Here is a 16,557-nt window from a genome sequence, read left to right as displayed (position 1 = left end):
GTTAGCACATCGGGGACGATAAGAAGACAGGTCCGAGTTACGCCCCTCTGGGTTGCGGTCTGATGGACCGCGGAGCAGAAGTGAACTTTGCTTACTGGCTGGCTGGCAGTGATTCGCCGGTGAAGGGAACGTTCTGTCTCTCTGCCGGATGGAACTTTTAAACGAATAGATATCCTGTAATAAAAGAAACCGTCTGACTTTATCAGACGGTTTTTTACATTCCATACAACCCTCTATCTATCAGACAACAAAGAATATGTAGCAATAAATTTTAAAACGATTGTAAAATATTTATCCTCTTTAATAATTTTTTTATTAAGTTTTTTTACTTTTGTAATGGAAATTTGGAAAATAAACAGAAATGCAACTAACTAACAAAAACTCATTACCAGGTTTAAAAGAAAAAAGATACCAACAAAAAAAGGATATCATTGGTTTCCTTTATAAGATGGGCGAATTATCTAAACCTGAAATATGCAGATTAACGAATATGACCACTCCTACAATCAGTAGGATTATCGAAGAGTTAATCGAGGAAGGCTGGGTCACAGACAGGGGGCAAGGCATGTCTATCGGAGGAAAAAGACCCCATATATTTTCCTTAAATCCGGATGCGGCATACATTATGGGAGTCGATGTAGGACGGGAACATTTGAAAATAGCGATCTTTAATTTACGCAAAGAAATTATCGGAGAAATCAAAGTATACCATTCTATTTTGGAAGAAGGTAGAACAAATGAAGAAAATCTTCAATATATCAAAGACAAGATATATTTAACTTTAAGCGAATTAAATATTCCTTACAACAAGATAAAGGTAGCAGGATTCGCTATTCCCGGACTTATTGATAGTGATGGAAATGCTTTCACTTACTTTGTTTACGAAGATACGAACATAAAGAAAGTGCTTGAAAAAATGTTAGGTATGCCGGTATTTATCGACAATGACTCTAAGACGATGGCATTGGCAGAGCACACATTTGGTGTTGCCAAAGGCATTCCGGATGCTTTATGTATCAGCGTAAACGAATGTATCGGTTTGGGAATGATTCTCAACTCACAGCCCTATACCGGTTATAAAGGTATGGCCGGAGAATTCGGACATATCCGGATTTCCGGGCTTAACGGACAGTGCTATTGCGGTAAAGCCGGTTGTCTGGAAACCGTCGCTTCAGGGCGGGCTATTGTAAAAAGTGCCAATGAAGCAATTAAAAAAGGAGTAAAAACCTCTGTCCAAACCCTGGCAGGAGATAATGAAATTACGTTAAGTATAATCATAAAAGCGGCGAAACAAGATGATATTTTTGCAATCGATCTTTTACAAAAAGCCGGTGAAAAAATCGGGGAAGGTATTTCCACATTAATCCATTTATTCAATCCGCAGGTATTGGTTATCGGAGGTGAAATTGCCGATTCCGGCGACCTTATCATCGCTCCTATTCAGCAAATTCTAAACAAATATACACTTACCCGCTTAAAAAATCAATGTGAAATAAAGTTGAGTGACTTAAATTCTCATTCCACCATTATGGGAACTTTGATGGTCGTTATGAAAAATTTATATTACGATTCTGAAAGCAACTTTTCCTTATACTAACCGGGATTATTTGGTTTCCGTAAACGTTTTGAAATTAATTGATAAAAAATATATACGCTATGTTAATGACAACTTATATCGCCAAAGGCGAAGGAGCTGACAGGTTTGAAAAAATACCTGTACAAATATACGAAGCTCCGGCAACTGCTGTTAAGGCTGTTGCTAAAGAAATTGCAGAACTGATTCGCAAGAAGGCTGCAAAAAGTGAAAAGTGTGTATTAGGTTTAGCTACAGGCTCATCTCCCATCAAACTATATGATGAACTGATCCGGATGCATAAAGAAGAAGGTTTGTCTTTTAAAAATGTAATCACTTTCAATCTGGATGAATATTATCCGATGGCGAAAGAATCACAACAGAGCTACCATTATTTCATGCACCATCATTTATTTGATTACATCGACATCGATCCGAAAAATATTCACATTCCGGATGGTACTCTTAAATCGGATAAGGTTGAAGGATTCTGTAAAGAATACGACAAGCAGATTGATGAAGCAGGAGGTATAGATATTCAGGTATTAGGAATCGGCCGTACAGGACATATCGGCTTTAACGAACCGGGTTCCTTACTGACGTCCAAAACCCGGATGGTATATTTGAACGACATCACCATTAATGATGCAGCCGGAGATTTCGGAGGTAAAGATAAAGTTCCGACCCGGGCAATCACTATGGGAGTCGGTACCATTATGAAAGCCAAAAGAATTGTTTTACTGGCATGGGGAGAGAAAAAAGCATCTATTATACAAGAAACAGTAGAAGGCAGTATCAGTGACAAGGTTCCTGCCACATTCCTGCAAACCCACCCGAACGTACAATTTTTTATCGACGACAAAGCCGCAGAAGAATTAACGAGAGCCAATCATCCCTGGTTGGTAAGCAAAGTAGAGTGGAACGATAAACTGATCCGCAAAGCTGTTATCTGGTTGTGTCAGAAAGTCAATAAGCCCATCCTGAAAATTGAAAACAAGGACTATATGGACTACGGCATGAGCGATCTGATCAAAACTTTCGGTTCTGCCAATAAAGTAAATATCCAGGTTTTCAATGACCTGCAACATACAATTACCGGATGGCCGGGAGGAAAACCGAATGCAGATGACTCTACCCGTCCGGAAAGGGCAAATCCATATCCGAAACGGGTGTTGATTTTCAGTCCGCATCCGGACGATGACGTTATTTCCATGGGAGGTACCTTTGCCCGTCTGGTAGAGCAAGGCCATGATGTACATGTAGCTTATGAAACATCCGGAAATATTGCCGTTTTGGATGATTATATCTATCAGCAAATGGATATTGCGGCATCGTTCACCCGTTTGGTCGGCGGAGATACAAAAACCATGGATGCCGCTTTTGAAAAAGTAAAACAGATTATTGCCAACCGGAAGCCGGAAGATGACGAACCGGCAGAACTCCTTCCCTTTAAAGGAGCTCTTCGCCGTGCAGAGGCCCGTGGAGCAGACCGTTACCTGGGTATTCCCGAGAATCATGTACATTTCTTAAATTTACCGTTTTATGAAACCGGTTCTGTAAAAAAGAATCCGTTAGGACAAGCAGATGTCGATATTATTGTCAAATTATTACGTGAAGTAAAACCACATCAGATATACGCAGCCGGAGACTTAGCCGACCCACACGGAACACATGGCGTTTGCCTGGATGCCATTTTACGGGCTTACGATGTTGTATGCGACGATGAATGGTTTAAAGACTGTTACACCTGGTGGTATCGCGGAGCCTGGATGGAATGGGAAATCGAAAAAGTAGATATGGCAGTACCCATCAGTCCGTCGGAACTTTCCATCAAACGGAAATCCATTTACAAGCACGGCTCACAAAATAACGGTCCAGCATTCCCCGGAGACGACCCACGGGAATTCTGGCAAAGAGCAGAGGACCGCAACCGCAATACGGCAAATATATACAATAAATTAGGTATGGCAGAATACGAAGCCATGGAAGTATTTGCCCGTTATATTCACAAGAAAAAATAATTTAAACACAGGCTTGAAGTAAACGATTCGACGACTTCAAGCCTGTATCTTTAAATACATCTGATATGAAAAATAAAACTACACTTTTAATCATGGCCGCAGGCATGGGGTCACGTTTCGGAAGCTTGAAGCAAATTACTCCGTTGGGGCCTCACAAGAAAGCATTATTACATTATACCATTTACGATGCTGTTCATGCCGGATTTGACAAGATTGTATTTATCATTCGTGAGAGTTTTGCAGAAGAGTTCAAAAACTTCGTAGGAAAATATGCTGAAAATCTGGTAGAAACTGTTTATTGTTATCAGGATATGAATAAGCTTCCCGGTGGCATGCCTCCCATTGACAGAGAGAAACCCTGGGGAACGGCTCATGCGATCTGGTGTGCCAAAGACGCCATTAACGAGCCATTCGCAGCATTGAACGCTGACGATTTTTACGGAAGCGATGCTTTTATCAAAGCGCATGACTTTTTAGCCAATAATCAGGACCCGAAAGAATTCTGCCTGATCGGTTATCGTCTGGCTTCAACTCTATCAGAAAACGGTACCGTTTCCAGAGGTGTATGTGAAGTAGATAAAGACCGATTTTTGACAGCTGTTACAGAATGTACGAAGATCGGAACACAAGCCGACGGTACGATTAAAGATGAAGCGTTAGGTAAAGTACTGCATGCAGATGATGTTGTATCTATGAATTTCTGGGGCTTTACACCAACTGTTTTCGCAGAGATCGAAAAACAATTCGTAGATTTCTATCCGTTAAACAAAGACAACCTGAAATCAGAATTTTATATTCCGAAAGTGGTGGATCAAATGTTAAAGGAAAAAGCCGCTAAGGTTAAAGTAATCCCAACGGATGCAAAATGGTTCGGCGTAACTTACAAAGAAGATACCCCGGGAGTTAATGCAGCATTGGCCGCTTTTGATAAAGAAGGTAAATACCTGGATTTATAATAATCCGAATGCTAAAAATAATGCCCGTACCGGAAACGATACGGGCATTTCCATTTAATCTATATTATTACTTTTTCCCGTCTTTCTTCTTCCCATCAGTAGCTGCTTTTGAAGGTTCGTCGATCGTCTTACTTCCTGTCACTTTAAATCCGAGTTTCTCAATCGCTTTCTGGATACCTTCTGTTGTATTTTTATCTCCTCTGAAGGTCACTTTCACCGTCTTGGCTTCCAGGTTGACATCCAGATCTTTTACTCCTTTTTCATAAGGGATATTCTTCTCCACTTTTGCTTTACAAGTGGCACAATGTAAATCCACCTGATACAAAACAGTTTTAACTTCTTTTTTCTCAGCTTTCACTGTCGAGGCAAGTCCTAAAACCATTGCCATTACTAAAAATAATTTAAACGCTTTCATAGTTTATTGTATTAATGTTATAAATAGAGTTTCAATCTCTGTCAAAACCCAACCGCAGTCCGACATAAAACTTACGACCGTGGATAGGTCCCCAAATCCGGGACGCATCAAAATCAACACTCCAGGGTGCATCTGCTGCAATTATGGGATGCTTTTGGGTAAAGTCTCCTATATTTTCACAACCGGCATAAATACTCCATTTCCGGAAAAATTTCGTTACCTGAGCATTCATAAGCTGAAACGATTCAAATTGCTGATTGCCTCCAGGCAAACGTCCCGGTCCATTAAATTGTGTCGTAAAGTCAAACTGCCATTTTTTCATATTTGTATAATAAGACAAATTGATCAAGCCTTTATAACGGCTCTGTAACGGAGTCCGGACACGACGCAATCCTTCCGGTGCAGAATAAGTTATCCTGGCATCATTGTAGCGATATGCTCCCATAATATCGAACCGGGGAATCAATTCATACCGAATTTCTACCTGATAACAATTGGAATAGGAATCGCCGTCCAGATTGTAAAAATTTATCATTCCCGGCCTGGTTTCATTGTCGGCAACGACCTGATGTGAAAAATCCGTACGATAATAATCCAGATTTATATTCAGCAACCTATCAAAAAGTAAAAACTTCCGATTTAACAAAACGCCGAAATTCCAGGCCTCTTCCATATCCAAATTCTTTAATGCTCCGGGACGACCGGACAGCAATTGTCCGTCTACATTCACAGACCGGCCGGATGCTAATAAATAAGCATTTTCAGCCAGGACGGCTGCATACCGCCGTCCTTTTCCACCGGAAAACTTCAAGGTCGTCATTTCATCCGGCATATAAGCTATATGAAAACGGGGCGTCACAAAACCTCCGGCCAGATTGTGATAATCATAACGTAAACCGGCCATCAATGTCAGTTTGGTCCAAAATGTACCGGTATACTGGAAAAATACACCTCCTACCCGTTCTTCCCTTTGGGGATTCACAGGTGTATTTTTTACCAATCCGTTCTCCGTACGCTTGTAATCACCGAATATCTCATCGTAATTATCATAATTAAAGGAAGCTCCTGCGGAGAATTTCTGATTCGGATTGTTACCGAAAATCGACTGATAAATATAATTCATAAACAACGAACGTTGTCTGGCATCGTATTCATAGCCACCATAATAAGATTCCTGGTCATGATCCGTATAATTGACAAGCAAGGCCATACTGGTATTTTCATATTGCGGCATTAAATAGCCGACTTTTAAAAAACCTTCATACCGGCGGGTGTTTATACTAATGCCGTATAAATTTCCCTCTCCGATTTGATGCCGCATTTCTTCCCGGAACCCTTTTTGTCCTCCCAAACGATTCTCATCCAAAAATTTACCTCCGAATTGAACAAACCAGGTGTCTGTTTTATAAGCCCAACGGTTCATTAGATTATACTGTGCTTTTTTCGGCATATCCAGGAAACCGTTATGATGCATGCTATGTTCTTTTTCCATCCAGTCTCCGTGTACTAAAAGCGCTGTACTCCATTTGTCATTCAGATGAATACTTCCATTCATATTGAATTCGAACATTTCCTCGTCGCTGCCGTACAAGTTCACATAAAATTTCTCACTGCCCTGGGGTTTTTTATAATCGACACTGATCTGTCCGGCTATGGCTTCATAGCCATTCGTCACAGAACCGACACCTTTCGACACAGAAATAGCACTCATCCAAGGACCGGGCACATAGTTCAAACCATAGAGTACAGACACCCCCCTGAAATTAGGCATATTTTCCGTCATCATCTGCACATATTTCCCATTCAGACCCAGCAATTGTATCTGTTTGGCACCGGTAACGGCATCCGCATAAGAAACATCAACCGAGGCATTGGTTGTAAAACTTTCTCCCAGATTACAGCAAGCAGCCTTACACAATTCCTCGCCTGTAATCACTTGTTCTATAACAGGACTCTTCGTATTCATGATCGTCGTCTGTCCCCTTTTGAAGACTTTTGCTTCGTCCAATTGATGTCCTGCTTTCAAGACCACTTCTATATAGTGATCTTTCTCCCCTATTTCTAAAGTATCCGAAGCATAACCGACAAAACTAATGATCAACCGTCCGTTCGGTCTTTTCTCTATTGCAAAATTTCCATCCACGTCCGTCGCAACTCCTCCCGGGATTCCAAGCCAATATACATTCGCTCCGGGTAAACCGACATTTCCGTCTTTACCGGCTTCCAATACACGCCCTTTCAGTTGTTGTGCAGACAATGTCCCGGCTAACCACCAGCACAACACAAAAAAAATATATTTCATTTCATTCGAAAATTTAAAGATTAACTATTTGAAAATTCCCCCATTTTCAAATAAACAGACCATGCAAATGTCTCTGACGGACACAGCATATCCTTTTCCGGGCCACACCCGGATTCAACCGTACAAAATGAAATAAATCAACAAAGATAGGTACACAACCACTCCAAAGGAGGAGCTTTAGAAGAAACAATATTCCGATGGTCCGGCATAAAAACGGTAAGAATATCGAAATGCAGGACCTCAAACTCAGTATCTTCAGGCAAAACCGCGACAAAATGGATATCCAGAACAGGTTCTGTCTGAAAAACATCGGTTATTTTATAAAATACATGATCGCAAGCCGAATGGCTATGTGCCTGTTTTTTATGACAGGCGCAACAGCCCTCTACGCTCTTGTTTTTGCAACATTTATCAATGGCCGTGCAGTCTCCCTGCCGGCAAACGTCACAATAACATTTACCCGGCTGCGGAAAAGTATTGACCAAAATATATTCATGTCCACAAGGCGTACAATAGAAACGACAAACATTCACCCCTGTCAAAGCTACAGCAAGGATGAACAAGACAAAGAAATTCAATATTTTGGCCATTTTCTTTCTCATCTATTGCAAAAATATCTTTTAATTCGCAATTCGCAAAATTTATAGAAAAAATCAAATAAATTTCAATAGAATCATTCGATTAAAATCACAAATCTAAAGCCCGAATGAAAGAATATTTCTCCTATTTTTTTAACTTTGCGCATCGGGATATCCATTCGGGGAAAAATAAGTTACATCAATCCGGAATGATTCTCTGTAAACAGCAAATAAATAATACCGTCATGATTAAACATATTTTCGGAGCCGCTATTGTCATCTTTCTGCTCGCTTCCTGTCAAAGCCACAATGTTGAAATTAAAGGTACGATTAAAGAAGCGGATAAGCAAAAAGTTTATCTGGAACAACTGAATGTCGATAAAACCGTTGTTTCCGATTCGGCCAAAACGAATCGAAAGGGTGAGTTTTCTTTTAAAATCAATGTTACCGAACCGACTTTTTACAACATACGTGTCGGTCAGAAAGAACATATCACATTATTGGCTGAACCCGACAAAAAAATCGAATTAAGCGGTACTTACAATAATTTGAGTAATAATTATTGGGTAGAAGGTTCGGAAGGTTCCCAATGGATAAAATTATTAAATTTTCAATTGAACAGGACCCAAAGGGCTTTGGATTCTTTGAGAAAAATTTATGAAGCTCTTCCTGACGAAAAGGCTAACTTAGCTCAACGTACTGCCATTGCCGCAGAATGGGACTCTGTATTTATGAAGCAATTCCGTTTCTCTAAGGATTTTATCATCAAACATGCTGTTTCTCCGGCATCCTATTACGCATTGTATCAAACAATAGACAAAGACAATTTTATTCTTACCCCGGAAAACGATCTACAATCCTACAAAATCGTAGCTTCGTCTATGATGGCTATGTATCCGGAATCGCAATACACAAAAGCATTGCTTGCCCATTATGAACAAATCAAAAAGAATATTCAAGCGATGAAAATGCGGGAACTGATTGTAAATTCTGAAAATGATTTACCGGCCATTGATTTACCGGATATCAACGGTACCAATATTTCACTCAAATCATTAAAGGGCAAGTTTATTATACTTGATTTTATTGTATTGGGGACTCCGGAAAGTCAGGCTCATATCAACGAATTAAAAACCATCTACAACAAATATCGCAACAAAGGCGTAGAAATCTATCAGGTTTGCCTGGATCAGAACCAACTCCTTTGGGAAGAATACGTACGTTTATACGATATCAAATGGAAATGTGTCCGGGACCCGCAGGCTCTGAAGAGTTACGTCGCTTCGATCTGGAATGTCCAGAGTATTCCGGCCAATTACATTATCGACCCTAAATTCGATATTGTCGGGAAAAATTTATACGGGCAACGTTTAAGCGACAGATTACAGGATGTCTTAAAATAAATACAGGGTTCCATCCGGCGGCACCTTAATTATTCCGTACCATGAGGTTAGACAAATCGACAATTCAGACTGACGGGAAAAAGATTTACTTTGTCTCGGATGCTCATTTGGGAGCCTCTGCCTTAAACAATAACCGGGAAAGGGAGAAACGCCTGATCGATTGGCTGGAGTCGATAAAAAACGAGTGCGGAACTCTATTTTTACTAGGTGATATTTTTGATTTCTGGTTCGAATATAAACGGGTTGTACCTAAAGGTTTCGTCCGGTTTCTGGCGAAAATCTGCGAATTCACGGATGGAGGCATACCTGTACATTTTTTCACAGGCAATCATGATGTTTGGGTTTTCGATTATTTAACCCAGGAATGTGGTGTAATTGTTCATACCCACGACGAAATATTTGAAATTGACGGTAAAAAATTCTATATCGGCCACGGAGACGGATTGGACCCGAAGGACAAAGGTTACCTTTTTATCCGAAAAATTTTCCACAATCGTTTTTTACAAAAATGTTTCCGTCTCATCCACCCCGATTGGGGAATTGCGCTCGCCCATAAATGGTCATCCCATTCCCGTCTGAAAGGCAACGGGCAGGTCGAAGCAGACAAATACCGGGGAGCCGAACAAGAAGATATCGAACTATTTGCCCGCCAACAATTACAAAAAGAGCATTACGACTATTTTATCTTTGGTCACCGTCATTTACCATTGGACATATCTCTCGGCGGTAACAGCCATTATATCAATACCGGCGACTGGATTACCTGGTACAGTTATGCCGTATTCGACGGAGAAAAAGTCGTATTAATTTCAAATCAAGCCTAAAAGCCCGCCCGGCCCTGAAGAACCGCGATTTCAGATCAGAAGAAAAATCATCATTTCAGCTATTGACAGCACCTATCCCTTGATTTTCTTCTAAAAAAGTGTTAACTTATTCTCGCGTAAATACAATTTCAGGCCTATGTTAGTTAAAATTTTCGGAGGAGCCATTAATGGTATCGAAGCGACTACCATTACAATCGAGGTAAATATTCTCTGGGGGGCAAAATTCATCATTGTCGGCCTTCCTGATAATGCTGTAAAAGAAAGCCAGCAAAGGGTAGATTCAGCCTTACGTGAAATCGGGTCCCGTATACCGGGTAAGCGTATCATTGTAAATATGGCTCCCGCCGACGTAAAAAAAGAAGGTTCTGCCTATGATCTTCCCCTGGCTATCGGCATTTTAGCTGCTAATGAAGAAATACCGACAGAGGGTTTGGAGCAGTTTGTCATCATGGGAGAATTGTCATTGGACGGAACACTTCTTCCGGTAAAAGGAGTACTTCCGATTAGCATCAATGCCCAGACGGCCGGTTTTACAAATATGATCGTGCCTTACGAAAATGCCAATGAGGCATCTGTTGTAAAAGGATTAAAAGTCTACGGGTTCCATCATCTCCGGGAAGTAATCTCATTCCTCAACGGAAAGGACAAAGGCATCCCTTTTATTTTCGATCCCGCACAAACAAATATCGGCGATACAGAACTGACAGCCTGCGATTTCAAAGACGTCAAGGGACAGGAAAACGTAAAACGTGCCATGGAAATAGCAGCAGCAGGAGGTCACAATATGCTTATGATAGGACCTCCCGGAAGCGGAAAAACAATGCTGGCACGCAGACTTCCCGGTATTTTACCGCCGATGACGACAGAAGAATCTCTGGAAACGACCAAAATACATTCGGTTGCCGGTAAGTTAAAACGCAACAGCGCTCTTATTTCTACACGTCCGTTCCGGTCGCCTCATCATACTATTTCGGACATTGCCTTGATCGGTGGGGGCTCTTTTCCACGTCCGGGAGAAATTTCTCTGGCTTGTAACGGAGTGCTTTTTCTTGATGAACTTCCGGAATTCAAAAGATCTGCGCTCGAGGTGATGAGACAGCCGCTGGAAGACCGGAAGATCAGTGTCAGCCGGGCAAAATTCAGCGTAGAATATCCGGCTAATTTCATGCTGATAGCTTCCATGAATCCATGTCCATGCGGTTATTATACACATCCGACAAAAGAATGTAGCTGTACCGGTCAAACCATTCAACGTTATTTATCGAAGATTTCCGGGCCTTTACTCGACCGTATCGACATACACATTGAAGTCATTCCTGTCGAACTGGAAAAGATCACAGGCACACAGCAAGGCGAACCGACAAAAGACATCCGGGAGCGTGTTATCCGGGCACGTAATATTCAAAACGAACGCTTCAGTCCCTACCCGGGTATTCATAGCAATGCACAGATGAACTCTGCCTTATTGAGAAAATTCTGTCCTTTAGATACGCAATGTATTTCACTTTTAAAAATAGCAATGCAAAAATTCGGATTATCGGCAAGAGCTTATGACCGGATTATTAAATTGTCCCGCACCATTGCCGATCTGGCCGGTACGGGACAAATTACCCCCCATCACATTGCAGAAGCCATCCAATACCGGTGTCTTGACCGCGAAGCTTGGGGAAGCCGGATATCATACCCGACTTAAGATATCTTCCAACCCTTCAAAATGGTTTTTGTAATCTTCCAAACTACGGCGAATGACTTCATGGGCTTCTTCTTTTCCGTATACCCCTACGATCTCAACTTTTTTCTGCCCGTCTTCACCCGGCATATCCTTATAAGTAAGGAAGTAATGTTTCAAACGGTCAACCACAACGTGGGGTAATTCGCTGATATCGTTGTAACCGTGATACGTAGCATCGTGCCTCAATACCGCAATAATTTTGTCGTCTGCCTCATTACCGTCAAGCATACGGAAACCTCCGATAGGTCTTACCCGGGCGATAATATCGCCATGAGCGATCGTTCTTTCAGTCAAGACACAAATATCCAACGGATCGCTGTCTCCGATAATCTCGGTACGGTTCGTTTGCTGCATACAGTATTCTGCCACTAAATCCCCGCAATAACTTTGCGGAATAAAACCGTATAAAGCCGGCACAACATTCGAATATTTTTGCGGACGATCGATTTTAATATATCCGCTTACCTTATCCAATTCATACTTCACGGTATCCGTCGGCACCATCTCAATAAAAGCTGTCAATACTTCCGGAGCATCCTCTCCTACCTCCAAACCATGCCACGGATGAGACTTATATCTCAAACCCATTAATCTGGCTATCGGGTCATTAATTTTATTTCCCATAATTTAAATAATTAAGCCGGGAGTTATCTCCCGGACTTTATAAGACAAAAATATTATAAATGACAATCAATGATTTTTCCATTCTACGATACGTCCTCTCTCTTTATTCAGCATTTGAGGAGGTATGACAGAACAGATTTCTTCACTCAACAAATCAATAAGTTTATGTTTGATATAATAACGGGAGTAAATGACACTGACTTCCCGTAACGGAACATTTTCCTCAAATCTCCTTATTTGTTGCCGATGTTCTTCACTCATATATTGCAAAGCCAATTCAGGTATAAGTGTAAAACCACCCTCCTTGTCTACAATTTTCATCAAGGTTTCCAAGGAATTACTTTCGAAATCAAAAGGCAGGTTACGGTGTTGAAAATTTTTCATCTCACACAAATTGACAACCTGGTCCCGGAAGCAATGTCCATCCCCCAGCATCCATATATCCGGTGTCGCGATATCTCTGACGTTCACCTTATTTTTTTTCAATAAAGAGTGCCCCGGACTGGCATATACGAGCATCTCCTCATAAAAAACAGGCCGCTCGACAATTTTTTCATCGTGGTAAGGTGTGACAAAAAGTCCGACATCTATCGTATCTTGCTTCAGGCTACGGATGATATCTTCCGAAACCATTTCTTCCACTTCAATCCGAACCGCAGGATATTTCCGGATATAGTCTCCGATAAACAACGGAAGCAGGTAAGGCGCCAAGGTCGGTATGATTCCGATTTTCAGCGAACCTGCAACTTCTGCTTTATCCTCCGCTATAATTTCGGACAGACGACCGGCAGCAGCCAATACGACACGGGCCTGAGCGATCAAACGCGAACCTATATCCGTGGGCACAACCGGCTGGCGGGATCTATCGAATAATATCACACCCAGATCATCTTCCATTTTTTTAATCTGCATACTCAAAGTAGGCTGTGTCACGAAACACTTTTCTGCAGCTGTTGCGAAATGGCGATAATCATCGACGGCAACGACATATTCCAATTGGGTAAGGGTAACCACTTTATATTTATTTTAAGAAAATTTATTCTCTACCTTTCATTTTGGCCTTACGAACGTTTTCTATTCAAAAAAATCCTTCACTTTCTTGAAAAATCCGGTTTTGTTATCCGTTTTACCGGGCCTAAAAACCTCATAATCTTTCAATTTTTCCACGATTTTCTTATCTTCTTTCGAAAGCGTTTTAGGAATCCACACATTCACTTTTACCAACAAATCTCCTTTTCCGTATCCGTTTACATCCGGTAATCCCTTTCCTCTCAAACGAAGAATTTTCCCGGGTTGTGTTCCCGGCTCGACCTTCACTTTTACTTTACCTTCAAGGGTCGGTATTTCAGCAGAATCACCAAGGACAGCCTCTGGAAAGCTCACAAAAACATTATACAAAAGGTCATTGCCATCCCTAACCAACTGGGGATGTTCCTGCTCTTCAATCAGGACAATCAGATCTCCATTGATTCCTCCCCGGCGGGCGGCATTTCCCTGACCACTCAAAGACAACTGCATCCCTTCTGCAACGCCGGCAGGAATATTCAATTGAATCACCTCTTCAGACAACTGCACTCCTTCTCCGTTACAATGAGAACATTTCTCTTTGATAATCTTACCTTCTCCTTCACAAGCCGGACAAGTCGATGTTGTCTGCATCTGTCCCAGAATCGTATTCTGCACCCGGGTCACCTGCCCGCTACCGTTACAAGTCGAACAAGTCGTATAGGAGGTACCGTCTTTTGCGCCGCTACCGTGGCAATGTGAACAAGCGACATATTTCTTCACTTTGATTTTCTTTTCTACCCCGGTAGCAATCTCTTCCAGCGTCAATTTGACTTTTACACGCAAGTTAGACCCCCGGTTCACCCGACGAGCACGTCCTCCGCCACCGCCAAAGCCACTGAAACCGCCAAAGCCGCCAAAATTTCCGAAGATATCACCGAAATGAGAGAATATGTCCTCCATGCTCATTCCTCCGCCAAAGCCACCAGCTCCACCGCCAACTCCGGCATGACCATACTGGTCGTATCTCCTGCGTTTATCGTCATTACTCAATACATCATAAGCCTCTGCTGCTTCTTTAAATTTTTCTTCCGCTTCCTTATCCCCGGGATTCTTATCAGGATGATATTGTAATGCCAGTTTCCGATATGCTTTTTTAATCTCAGTAGCGCTTGCACTTCTCGATACACCCAACACTTCGTAGTAATCTCTTTTTTCAGCCATCTTTTAGATTATATTAAAGTTTACGTCTATAGCAGAAGCTATAAACGTAAATTAAAAAATTCAATTCCGTTATTCGCCAACCACCACTTTGGCAAATCGCATTACTTTATCATTCAATTTATATCCTTTCTGAATGCAATCGACAACTTTTCCTTTCAAATCCGGGGTCGGTGCAGGGATCTTGGTCACGGCCTCATGTTCGTCCGTATTGAATACGTTATTTTGGCAGTCGATTTCTTTCACACCATTCCGGCCCAAAAAGTCCTTAAAACCGGCATAAATCAATTTGATACCCTCCCGGATTGCATCGATATCATCCGATTGCTCCATACTTGCCAATGCTCTTTCCAAATTATCCACAACGGGCAATATGTCCGACAATATTTTTTCGCCTGCATTTTTCGTAAGTTCCATTTTTTCTTTCAACGTCCGTTTCCGGTAGTTATCGAACTCTGCAGATAGCCGTAAATATTTATCATTCGCAACCGCAAGCTGTTGTTCCAACTCTTCTGTTTTCACATCTTCTTCTGCAACATTCTCATGTTCAGAATTTTTACATTTTCCAGACTGATCTGTAGTCTCGGATTTACTTTCGGCTTTTGTTTTGGTTTCTTTTGCCTTCTTCTCTTTTTCTTCCGCCATATCTTTATAATTTTGATTATTATTTCTCATTGACAATAACAAAATTAAGCAAAATCTTTGCCAATACAAAAAGCTGCCAGATTGTCGCAATCGATCTGACAGCTTTTCTCAATCCTTTTCAATTTTTTTATCCTTTTTTATCTTCACTTCCGGCAAATGAATCAAATTTTCATCAACAAAACTAAAATAAGAACTCCCTCCGACAATCAGATGATCATAAAGCACAACATCCAACAATTTCCCTGCTTCCCGGATTTTAGCCGTCATCATTTTATCATATTCACTGGGATAGAGCGAACCGCTCGGATGGTTATGGACAATGATAATCGCATTGGATTTCATCTCCAAAGCCTTTCTGAAAAGAATCCGGACATCAATCACCGTTCCGGTCATTCCTCCGGAAGATAATCGTTCACTCCTCAATATCCGGTTGGAACGATTTAAATAGATCACCCAAAACTCTTCATGATCCAAATCTTTCAAAACAGGCGAAATATAATTAAAAACCTCAATACTGGAGCAAAGGGATTGCGTTACATCCACAGCAGCCATCGCCCTTCTTCGACCGACTTCCATCGCAACTACGATAGCGGCAGCTTTAGCAACCCCCACCCCTTTATACTTCGTTCTCAAATCCCTCACACTCATACGAGCCAAAACATTCAAATCGTTATGGCAGTCCTCCAGAATACGGCGCGCCAGATCTAACGCAGATTCCCCCACCCGTCCGGCCCGAAGCAGGACGGCCAGCAACTCATACGTCGACAGAGCCGCAATGCCTTCTTTCTGCAATTTTTCTCTCGGCCTGTTCTCTTTTGACCATGATTTTATCGGGATATATTGTCTATCCATAACACCACGAATTTGGATAAACAAGTTACAACTTTTCCATGAAACAAAAAAGAGTGCAATGATATACCCCTAAAAAGAACTAGAGAGTGTCTTGAGGACACTCTCTTCATATCTGAATTTGAAGAAGTTCTTACAATTTGTTGACGTGTAAAGCCAGCTTAGATTTTATATTGGATGCTTTATTGTCATGAATAACATTTTTCTTAGCCAATTTATCCAACATAGATGAAACTTTCGGCAACAACTCTACAGCCACAGCTTTTTCAGTTGTATTACGCAATTTTTTCACCGCATTTCTGGTTGTTTTTGCATAATAACGATTACTAGCATTCTTCGTCGCAGTTTGTCTGATTCTTTTTTCTGATGATTGATGATTTGCCATCTCTTCAAATATATAATATTCAAC

At 41.3% G+C, this 16,557-nt stretch carries 16 protein-coding genes; 6 read left to right on the top strand and 10 right to left on the bottom strand.

Going from position 1 to position 16,557, the window contains the following annotated elements; genetic code table 11:
- A partial coding sequence (locus tag DD657_RS08680; protein WP_287049585.1) for a hypothetical protein occupies positions 1-225 on the bottom strand: 225 nt, incomplete at its 3' end.
- Between the two features lie 136 nt (positions 226-361).
- On the opposite strand from DD657_RS08680, the gene DD657_RS08675 reads away from it, so the two are divergent.
- From DD657_RS08675 to DD657_RS08665, 3 genes are all read left to right on the top strand, one after another.
- Complete coding sequence (locus DD657_RS08675; protein WP_021988004.1) at positions 362-1,597, top strand: ROK family transcriptional regulator; 1,236 nt, start codon at positions 362-364, stop codon at positions 1,595-1,597.
- Between the two features lie 59 nt (positions 1,598-1,656).
- A complete protein-coding gene (nagB, locus tag DD657_RS08670; RefSeq protein WP_287049584.1) occupies positions 1,657-3,594 on the top strand; it encodes a glucosamine-6-phosphate deaminase in 1,938 nt (645 codons plus the stop codon).
- Between the two features lie 65 nt (positions 3,595-3,659).
- On the top strand, positions 3,660-4,550 hold the full coding sequence (locus DD657_RS08665; RefSeq protein ID WP_021988002.1) for a sugar phosphate nucleotidyltransferase: 891 nt from the start codon (positions 3,660-3,662) through the stop codon (positions 4,548-4,550).
- Between the two features lie 67 nt (positions 4,551-4,617).
- On the opposite strand, the gene DD657_RS08660 is transcribed toward DD657_RS08665, so the two are convergent.
- From DD657_RS08660 to DD657_RS08650, 3 genes are all read right to left on the bottom strand, one after another.
- The gene (locus DD657_RS08660; protein ID WP_287049583.1) at positions 4,618-4,965 is read right to left on the bottom strand and encodes a heavy-metal-associated domain-containing protein; all 348 of its coding nucleotides are present in this window, start codon (positions 4,963-4,965) and stop codon (positions 4,618-4,620) included.
- A 31-nt stretch (positions 4,966-4,996) separates the two neighbouring features.
- Positions 4,997-7,267: a TonB-dependent receptor gene (locus tag DD657_RS08655; RefSeq protein WP_287049582.1), complete on the bottom strand. Its 2,271-nt coding sequence runs from the start codon at positions 7,265-7,267 to the stop codon at positions 4,997-4,999.
- Positions 7,268-7,404: 137 nt separating this feature from the next.
- Positions 7,405-7,869: a hypothetical protein gene (locus DD657_RS08650; RefSeq protein ID WP_118774580.1), complete on the bottom strand. Its 465-nt coding sequence runs from the start codon at positions 7,867-7,869 to the stop codon at positions 7,405-7,407.
- A gap of 221 nt (positions 7,870-8,090) precedes the next feature.
- Here DD657_RS08650 and DD657_RS08645 point away from each other — a divergent pair, with 221 nt between their 5' ends.
- The 3 genes from DD657_RS08645 to DD657_RS08635 all read left to right on the top strand — a co-directional run bounded on the left by DD657_RS08645 (position 8,091) and on the right by DD657_RS08635 (position 11,765).
- Positions 8,091-9,248, top strand: coding sequence for a TlpA disulfide reductase family protein (locus DD657_RS08645; protein WP_287049581.1), 1,158 nt, complete (start codon positions 8,091-8,093; stop codon positions 9,246-9,248).
- 41 nt (positions 9,249-9,289) lie between these two features.
- A complete protein-coding gene (locus tag DD657_RS08640) occupies positions 9,290-10,072 on the top strand; it encodes a UDP-2,3-diacylglucosamine diphosphatase (RefSeq protein ID WP_287049580.1) in 783 nt (260 codons plus the stop codon).
- Between the two features lie 136 nt (positions 10,073-10,208).
- Entirely contained in the window at positions 10,209-11,765 is a 1,557-nt protein-coding gene (locus DD657_RS08635; RefSeq protein WP_068691599.1) for a YifB family Mg chelatase-like AAA ATPase, read from the top strand.
- Here DD657_RS08635 and DD657_RS08630 read toward each other — a convergent pair.
- The 6 genes from DD657_RS08630 to rpsT form a co-directional block, all read right to left on the bottom strand.
- Positions 11,751-12,428, bottom strand: a complete 678-nt coding sequence (locus DD657_RS08630) for an inorganic pyrophosphatase (protein ID WP_021987995.1) — start codon at positions 12,426-12,428, stop codon at positions 11,751-11,753. The two genes, DD657_RS08635 and DD657_RS08630, sit on opposite strands and share 15 nt — an antisense overlap.
- Positions 12,429-12,494: 66 nt before the next feature.
- Positions 12,495-13,442: a hydrogen peroxide-inducible genes activator gene (locus tag DD657_RS08625; protein ID WP_068691597.1), complete on the bottom strand. Its 948-nt coding sequence runs from the start codon at positions 13,440-13,442 to the stop codon at positions 12,495-12,497.
- Between the two features lie 60 nt (positions 13,443-13,502).
- On the bottom strand, positions 13,503-14,657 hold the full coding sequence (gene dnaJ, locus DD657_RS08620) for a molecular chaperone DnaJ (protein ID WP_021987993.1): 1,155 nt from the start codon (positions 14,655-14,657) through the stop codon (positions 13,503-13,505).
- Between the two features lie 69 nt (positions 14,658-14,726).
- On the bottom strand, positions 14,727-15,329 hold the full coding sequence (locus tag DD657_RS08615) for a nucleotide exchange factor GrpE (protein ID WP_021987992.1): 603 nt from the start codon (positions 15,327-15,329) through the stop codon (positions 14,727-14,729).
- 78 nt (positions 15,330-15,407) lie between these two features.
- Positions 15,408-16,151 (bottom strand): RadC family protein, encoded by a 744-nt coding sequence (gene radC, locus DD657_RS08610; protein ID WP_021987991.1) that lies wholly within the window; start codon positions 16,149-16,151, stop codon positions 15,408-15,410.
- Between the two features lie 130 nt (positions 16,152-16,281).
- Entirely contained in the window at positions 16,282-16,533 is a 252-nt protein-coding gene (rpsT, locus tag DD657_RS08605) for a 30S ribosomal protein S20 (protein ID WP_021987990.1), read from the bottom strand.
- Positions 16,534-16,557 lie beyond the last annotated feature (24 nt).

Origin of the sequence: Culturomica sp., assembly GCF_003524185.1 — a bacterium.
In the GTDB taxonomy this organism is placed as follows: domain Bacteria; phylum Bacteroidota; class Bacteroidia; order Bacteroidales; family Marinifilaceae; genus Culturomica; species Culturomica massiliensis.
The sequence above is the reverse complement of the archived record's forward strand: the minus strand, read 5'-3'. Positions and strand labels throughout refer to the sequence as shown.